This is a genomic window from Armatimonadota bacterium, from assembly GCA_035527535.1.
Lineage (GTDB): Bacteria > Armatimonadota > Hebobacteria.
This window is the reverse complement of record DATLAK010000025.1, coordinates 1-6,779: the sequence shown is the minus strand read 5'-3', so window position 1 is coordinate 6,779 and position 6,779 is coordinate 1. Positions and strand designations below refer to the sequence as shown.

The following is a 6,779-nucleotide window of genomic DNA, read 5'->3' as shown; positions in this document are numbered from 1 at the left end:
GGCCGCCACGGCGGCAGCAAAGCTGCCTAGCCGTCGCGCAGATGACACAGATTGGGCACGGATTGTGCGCAGGCGTTATGCGTGAAGTGGCAGGGCGGCAGATCCCTTGGGCCCGCGGTCGCCATCCTGCGCCCAAGGTCAGTGGCAGCGCAGGAGTCCTCAGGGCCTCGGCGAAGTAGCGGGCGACGCGGGTCCCCGCGCCCAATTCTCTCGGAGGCCATCAGATGCCCCAGCTTGCGATTAGCGGCGGCGCTGCGGTGGCGCCGCAAGGCCTGCGCGCGACTTGGCCTATCTTCGATGACCGCGACCGCCAGGCGCTCTTGCGCGCCCTCGATTCCGGCAACTGGTGTCGCGTCGGCCAGGTTGATCCCCAGGATTCCGAGGTCGCGCACTTTGAGGCCGAGTTTGCGCGCTACCACGACGCCGCCCACTGCGTGGCGGTGGTCAACGGCACCGCCGCCATCGAGGTCGCGCTGCGCGCCGGCGGCGTCGAAGCCGGCGACGAGGTGCTGGTGACGCCGCTGACCTTCATCTCCTCCGCCACCGCCATCGTCCTCGCCAGGGCGGTGCCCGTGTTTGTGGAGGTGGATGCCGCGACCTACCAGATTGACCCCGCCGCCATGGCGGCGGCCATCACTCCGCGCACCCGCGCGGCGGTCATCGTCCACTACGGCGGCTACCCCTGCGACATGGACGCCATCGCCGAGCTGGCGGCGCGGCGAGGGTTATTCATCGTCGAGGACTGCGCTCACGCCCACGGCTCCGAGTGGCGCGGGCGCAAGGTCGGGGCGCTGGTCAACGCCGGCGCCTTCAGCTTCCAGGCCTCCAAGAGCCTCACCAGCGGCGAGGGCGGGGCCGTTATCACCGACGACGAAGAGGTGGCCGCCAAGGCGTTCTCCTATCACCACATCGGTCGCATCCCCGGCCGCCCCTTCTACGAGCACCACATCGTCGCCCCCAACTATCGCCTGACTGAGCTCCAGGGGGCGCTGCTGCGCAGCCAGCTCGAACGGCTGCCGCAGCAAACCGAAGCCCGCCACCGCAACGCCTCGCGCCTGTCCGCCGCCCTGGCCGACATGCCCGGGGTCGCCCCGCTCAAGCCGGACCCGCGCATTACCGCCCAGGGCTACTACTTCTACCTGTTCCGCTTTCTGGCCGACCAGTGGGACGGCGTCCACCGCGATCGCTTCCTGCAGGCGCTGCAGGCCGAGGGCATCCCCGCCGGCAACGCCTACGGCATCCCGCTGCACCATAACCCGGTCTTCCGCGAGCATGGCTTCGGGCGCACCGGCTGCCCCATCAACTGCGGCCATTACCCGGGGGAAATGGACTACTCGAAGGTGGTCCTGCCCATCGCCGAGCGCATCCTCGCCGCGGAACAGGTGAGCCTGATGAAAGACGTGCTCATGGAGGGCGCGAACATTGACCTCATCATCGCGGCGATCGAAAAGGTACATCACCACCGCGACGAGTTGCGCGAATAGGATGGCATCCGAGAGAGACAGCCGATGAAATCAGACGCCGCTACCGCCGCCGGCCCCCTGCGCGCCGGCGCCGCCCAGGTCGAGATCACGCCGCCGGCCGGCGCGCACCTCGCCGGCAGCATCGGGCGGTTCCGGCCCGCCCAGTCGGTGCTCGATCCCCTGTACGCCAAGGCGCTCGTGCTCGAGCGCGGGGACCGCAAGTTGTGCTTGCTGACCTTGGACGTGACCATCATCACTCGCCCCTGGACCGAGCACATCCGCGCCGCCGCCGCCGAGCTCGGCTTCGCCCACGACGCGGTGATGGTGCACGCCATCCAGACTCACTCCGCGCCCTCCGTCGGCCACTTCATGCTGGACGATGACTTCCCCAACGTGCCGGCGGAGTTCGAGTGGCTGCGCGGGGGAGAGACGCGGTTCGCCGAACGCGCCGCGCAAGGAGCGATTGAGGCGATCCGCCATGCCGACGATTGCCTGCAGCCGGTGCAGGTGGGGGCGGGCAGCGCCGTCAACGACCGGCTGGCCTTCAACCGCCGCGGGGTGACCCGCGACGGCACGGCGATCATGCCGTGGCTGTACTCCTCGCTGCAGCACCCCCTGGGGCCAACCGACGTCCGCTACCTGGAGGGGCCCACCGATCCCGAGGTCGGGGCGGTGTGCCTGCGCGACGCCGACGGGCGCATGGTGGCCATGGTTCTGCACCATACCTGCCACCCGGTCAATGTCTTCACGCACCTACCGAACCTGGTGGTGTCGGCGGACTGGCCGGGGGCGTGGGCGGAGGAGATGCGCCGCATCTACGGACCTGACTGCGTGCCGCTGGTGATTAACGGCTGCTGCGGCAACATCAACCCGTGGCCGCCGTTCGAGCCGGACTTCGTGTGCGATCACCGGCGCATGGGGCGGGAGCTGGCGGAGACCGCGGGGCGCATTATCGAGCGCATGATGTTCCGCGAGGAAGAGACGCTCGACAGCCGCCGGCGGGAGGTGCCACTGGCGATCCGCGAGGTTGCCCCCGAAGCGCTGGCGGCGGCGCGCGAGGCGCTGGCCGGACATTCCCAGCCGCCCTGGGCAGACGACGAGCGGACCGCCGTGAGCGGGGAATGGATTTCGGCCTCGCAACTGGTGAGCGTTGATCTCTTGCGCCGCCGCGAGCCCGAAATGCCCTACGAGATCCAGGTCCTGCGTGTGGGTGACATCGCCATCGTCGGCCTGCCGGGAGAGCCCTTCGTCGAGGGGCAGCTCGCCATCAAGATCGGCTCCCCGACCTATCCCACCTACGTCGCCCACTGCACCACCCAGTACGTCGGCTATGTCCCCACCCGCGAGGCCTTGGCGCGTGGGGGACATGAGGTCAATACTTCATACTGGGCGAAGCTGTGTCCGGAGGCGCTCGACGTGGTGGTGGAGAATGCGATAGGGCTGCTGGGAGAGGTCTTCCCCGGCTGAGGGCAGTCCGTCGAGTGCGGGAACCCCGCCGGCCTGCGCGTCAGTCCTTGGACGGGAATCGCAGCCGCGGGTTGCACAGGTCGCGGTAAACCTCGGGCCGCCGGTGACGCCCCGGCCCCCCGCCGCCGGCGGCGTCGAGGTCAACATCGGCCACCACCACCCGGTCGGGGCCGTCGGCCCGGGCGATGATGTCGCCCGCGGGGGAGATGATAAGGCAGTCGCGCGGGTGGGAGAAGATGATCCACAGCCCGTTCTCGTAGGCGCGCGTGCGCATCATCACGTCGTTTCGCTCGCCATACATGCCGGCGGAGGGATTCAGTATCAGCCGCGCCCCGCGCAGCGCCAGCAAGCGCGCCGCCTCGGGGAGCTGGCGGTCGAAGCAGATCATGATGCCGACGCGGCCGAGCGCGGTGTCGAAGACGGGGAACTCGTCGCCGGGGGTGTTCAGCGGCTCAGCGCCCATCAGGTGCACCTTGCGGAAAACGCCGACCACGGCGCCGTCGGGGCCGATGAGCGCCGCCGAGTTGTGCATGCGCGGTCCCGCGCGCTCGGCGAAACCGGCGGCCAGGTAGATGCCCAGCTCGGCGCAGAGGTCGCGCATCTCGCGCAGGTAACGGCTGCGCCGCACTGACTCGCCGGCGGCCCGGTATGCGGCGCGCGTCAGGCCCGGCTGCTGGACGACGTAGCCTTCGAGAAAGCCCTCCGGCGCGCACACGAGCTGCGCGCCGCGCGCCGCCGCCCGCCGCACCAGCCGTCGCGCCTTGCGCCAATTGCCGTCCTTATCCCCCGGTTTGCTCTGGAGCGCCAGCCCGGCGATCCTTATCATTTCCCTACCCCGTGCGCGGCGCGCATATTGCAGGCGCGGCTGGTTGCGGCGGCACCAGCCGCGTCATCTGGCAGCGACCAGCGGCTTCATCGCGCGCGCCGTCCGAGAAACGCGGCCCCGGCGCGCCCGCCCCATCCGCCCGCAAGTGCGCTGGCACAGAAGACCAACCCTGAGACCATGACCGCGGCCGCGCCCCCCGCCGGCCGGCCGATGAATATGTCGGCGCGGCAAGCTGCCACCCCGGCTCCTCACCGATGATCGGCCTATTACTCCCGCAGATACGACGAACGCGGCAGATGTCCTGCGCCTGAGCGACGCCACCCGGCAACCGCCTGCCATCGCTCGACCCCCCACACAATGGCCCCATTGGACACACCGGTCAGCCCGGGAAGGCCGGGGGACGCTGGCGTCGAATACCGGGGAATCGTTTGCGCGCGGGAGGCGCCGGGATGTCCCAAGGCACATGTGCGCTGGGATCGTTTCGGCTGCGGCTGGAGCCCAGGGGCGCTGGGGTTGTGGTCGAATCGCCGCGATGGCCCGGCTTGCGCCTGGGCCCACTGCGGCCGGCGCTGACCATTGACGGCGAGCGGCACGTGCCGTCCGCGCTGCGCTTCGAGCCGGCCCGGGATTCCGCACGGCTGACGGCGGAGTTCTCCTCCGCCGGCACGGCTGTGATTCTCGACTTCGCTCCCGCCGACGATGGCGGGATGGTGATGGCCGCCCGGCTCGCCCGCGCTGCGACTGAACCGGCGGTGCTAAACTACGTGTCCCTGCTGGAGCTGACCTCCCCCGGCCGCGCCGCATTCGGCGACGGCGAAGACTCCGCGCGCATCTACGAGGAGGCCGGCTACTTCGCGTGCGTCCGCGGCATCGCCGAGCAAGCGCCCACGCCGGCGGTTTACTCGCGCCCCCCGGAGCCGATGGAGAACGACCCGCACGCCTTGGCCCAAGGAACCTCTCGCACCGTCTGGGAGCTTTACAACCCCACCGTGGGGCAGGCCCTGCTGGTGGGTTTCGACAGCTTCGAGCGCTGGATGGGAGTGGTGCAGATGGCCTTTGCCGAGGGCGCGGGCGTGACCAGCTGGGCGCTCGCCTTCGACGGCGGGGATCTGCGCGTAGAGCCGGCGGAAGAGCTGGCCCTGGAGAGCGTCGTCTGGATGATGGACCTGGACCCCTGGCGGCTGCTCGAACGGTGGGGCGATCACGTGCAGCGCAAGCACGACCTGCGGCCGCCGGCGCGCAGCCCGGTGTCGTGGTGTTCGTGGTATCCCTACCGGCTCACGGTGTCGGAAGAGCTGGTGCTCGCCAATGCACAGGTCGCGGCGACGCGCCTCAAGCCCCTGGGCCTGTCCATCATGGAGGTGGATCTCGGGTGGGAGGCGGGATTCCTGCCGAGCGAGTACCGCGAGAATGACCAGTTCGCCCACGGCCTGGGGTGGTTGTCCGAGCGGCTCGCGGAACACGGTCTTGCACTCGGCGCCTGGAACGCGCCGTTCACCGTCAGCGAGTTTCAGTCCCTGGCGAAGGAGCATCCGGAGTGGCTGCTGCGGGACGCCAACGGCCGGCCCGCGAGCTTCGGGAGGTGGTACTGGGAGCCCCACGGCGACACCTATGTCGTGGACCTTACTCATCCCGGCGCGCAGGCCTGGCTGCGCGAGAACATCGCCAGCCTGGCGCGGCGCGGGGTGCGCTATCTCAAGTGCGACTTCATCAGCGCGGTTCACGCGGCGTCGCTGCGCCACCGCCACGACCCGCGCATCGTGGGGGGCGGCGGCTTCGAAGCCGGACGCTTGGGCTGCCGTATCATCCGCGACGAGCTGCGCGCGGGCCGCCCCGACGCGCTCATCCTCAACTGCAGCCACCTGGAGATGGCGGGGCTGGGCCTATTCGGGCTGCTGTACGCCTGCTACGATACGGGCAACACCGGCTATGTCGGCTGGCGCCATCTGCGGGAGGTCTATACCGCCGTCGCCTGCCATCTCTACCAGCAGGGGCGCTGGGGCATCATCGAGCCGTCGTGCCTGTGTGTCGGCCCTCCCGGGACGTTGGAGGAGGCGCGCGTGCGCGCCACTGCGACTTTCCTGTGCGGCGGCGAGGTCAATATCAGCGATGACCTGACGCGCCTGCCCGAGGATCGCTGGCAGGTGCTGCTGTCGGTGCTGCCGCCGCTGAGCAAGCCGGCGAAACCCGTTGACCTGTTCGACAGCGAGTACCCGTCGGTGTGGCATCTGCGCGTCGAGGCGGACTGGGACTCGTGGGACCTGGTGGGGCTGTTCAACTTCGATCTACCGTCGGGACGCTATCACTACGGAGACCCCGAGTCGCGCACCTTCCGCGTTCCATTGGAGCGCCTGGGGCTCGATCCAACGGAGACCTATTGGGCCTACGAGTTCTGGTCCGGCGCCTTCCTGGGCGAGGCAAACAGGGCGCTGGAGCCGACCTTCTCCGGCGGCTGCGAACGAGATCCGGGCGAGGTTCAGGCGCACGAAGTGAGCGGCGCGCTCGAGTTCACCTTCTTTGGCCCCGCTGTTAAGCTGGTAGCCGTGCGCCGCGCGCGCCCGCACCCCTGGGTGGTGGGCACCGGGTTCCACCAGAGCGCGGGGGCCGAGCTGCGGGGTGTGCGGTGGGATGAAACCGCCGGCGAGCTGCGGGGCGAGCTTCATCGCCCAGCCGGGCACAGCGGCAGTATCACCGTGGCCGCCCCTGGTCGCGGTGAGCCCGCGGCGACCGTCGCCGGCCGGCCCGCGCCGGTGTGCCCGGGGGCCGCGGGGGCCTGGGTGCTGCCCATCGTCTGCGCGGCGGAGGTCACCCCCTGGACGCTGCGCTTTGAGCATGTAGAGGCGGCGTAAAGCCGGCCGCAGCGTCAATAGGAGTCCATGCCATGAGCGAGCAAGTGATCACCGTCGGCGCCGCGGGGGCGGACTTCTGCGGCGCCGACAACCGGGCGATCCAGGCCGCGATTGACGAGATCGCGCGGGGCGGGGGCGGCACCGTGCAAGTGCTGCCCGGCGCCTATCTACTGG

Annotated in this window: 4 protein-coding genes; 3 read left to right on the top strand and 1 reads right to left on the bottom strand. The window is 70.0% G+C overall.

Annotation, left to right across the window (positions count from 1 at the left end; genetic code table 11):
- The first annotated feature begins 224 nt into the window (after positions 1-224).
- The gene (locus tag VM221_01375) at positions 225-1,484 is read left to right on the top strand and encodes a DegT/DnrJ/EryC1/StrS family aminotransferase (protein ID HUT73467.1); all 1,260 of its coding nucleotides are present in this window, start codon (positions 225-227) and stop codon (positions 1,482-1,484) included.
- 24 nt (positions 1,485-1,508) lie between these two features.
- Positions 1,509-2,930 carry a hypothetical protein gene (locus VM221_01370; GenBank protein ID HUT73466.1) on the top strand — a complete coding sequence of 474 codons (1,422 nt, stop codon included), beginning with the start codon at positions 1,509-1,511 and terminating at the stop codon, positions 2,928-2,930.
- Positions 2,931-2,970: 40 nt separating this feature from the next.
- On the opposite strand, the gene VM221_01365 is transcribed toward VM221_01370, so the two are convergent.
- Positions 2,971-3,756 (bottom strand): carbon-nitrogen hydrolase family protein, encoded by a 786-nt coding sequence (locus VM221_01365; GenBank protein ID HUT73465.1) that lies wholly within the window; start codon positions 3,754-3,756, stop codon positions 2,971-2,973.
- Between the two features lie 449 nt (positions 3,757-4,205).
- Here VM221_01365 and VM221_01360 point away from each other — a divergent pair, with 449 nt between their 5' ends.
- Positions 4,206-6,605, top strand: coding sequence for an alpha-galactosidase (locus VM221_01360; protein HUT73464.1), 2,400 nt, complete (start codon positions 4,206-4,208; stop codon positions 6,603-6,605).
- The last annotated feature ends 174 nt before the right edge of the window (positions 6,606-6,779 follow it).

Bases quoted from the DNA above. Each gene is read 5' to 3' on its own strand.
- VM221_01375 (HUT73467.1), top strand. From the start codon at position 225: ATGCCCCAGCTTGCGATTAGCGGCGGCGCTGCGGTGGCGCCGCAAGGC.
- VM221_01370 (HUT73466.1), top strand. From the start codon at position 1,509: ATGAAATCAGACGCCGCTACCGCCGCCGGCCCCCTGCGCGCCGGCGCC.
- VM221_01360 (HUT73464.1), top strand. From the start codon at position 4,206: ATGTCCCAAGGCACATGTGCGCTGGGATCGTTTCGGCTGCGGCTGGAG.
- VM221_01365 (HUT73465.1), bottom strand. From the start codon at position 3,756: ATGATAAGGATCGCCGGGCTGGCGCTCCAGAGCAAACCGGGGGATAAG.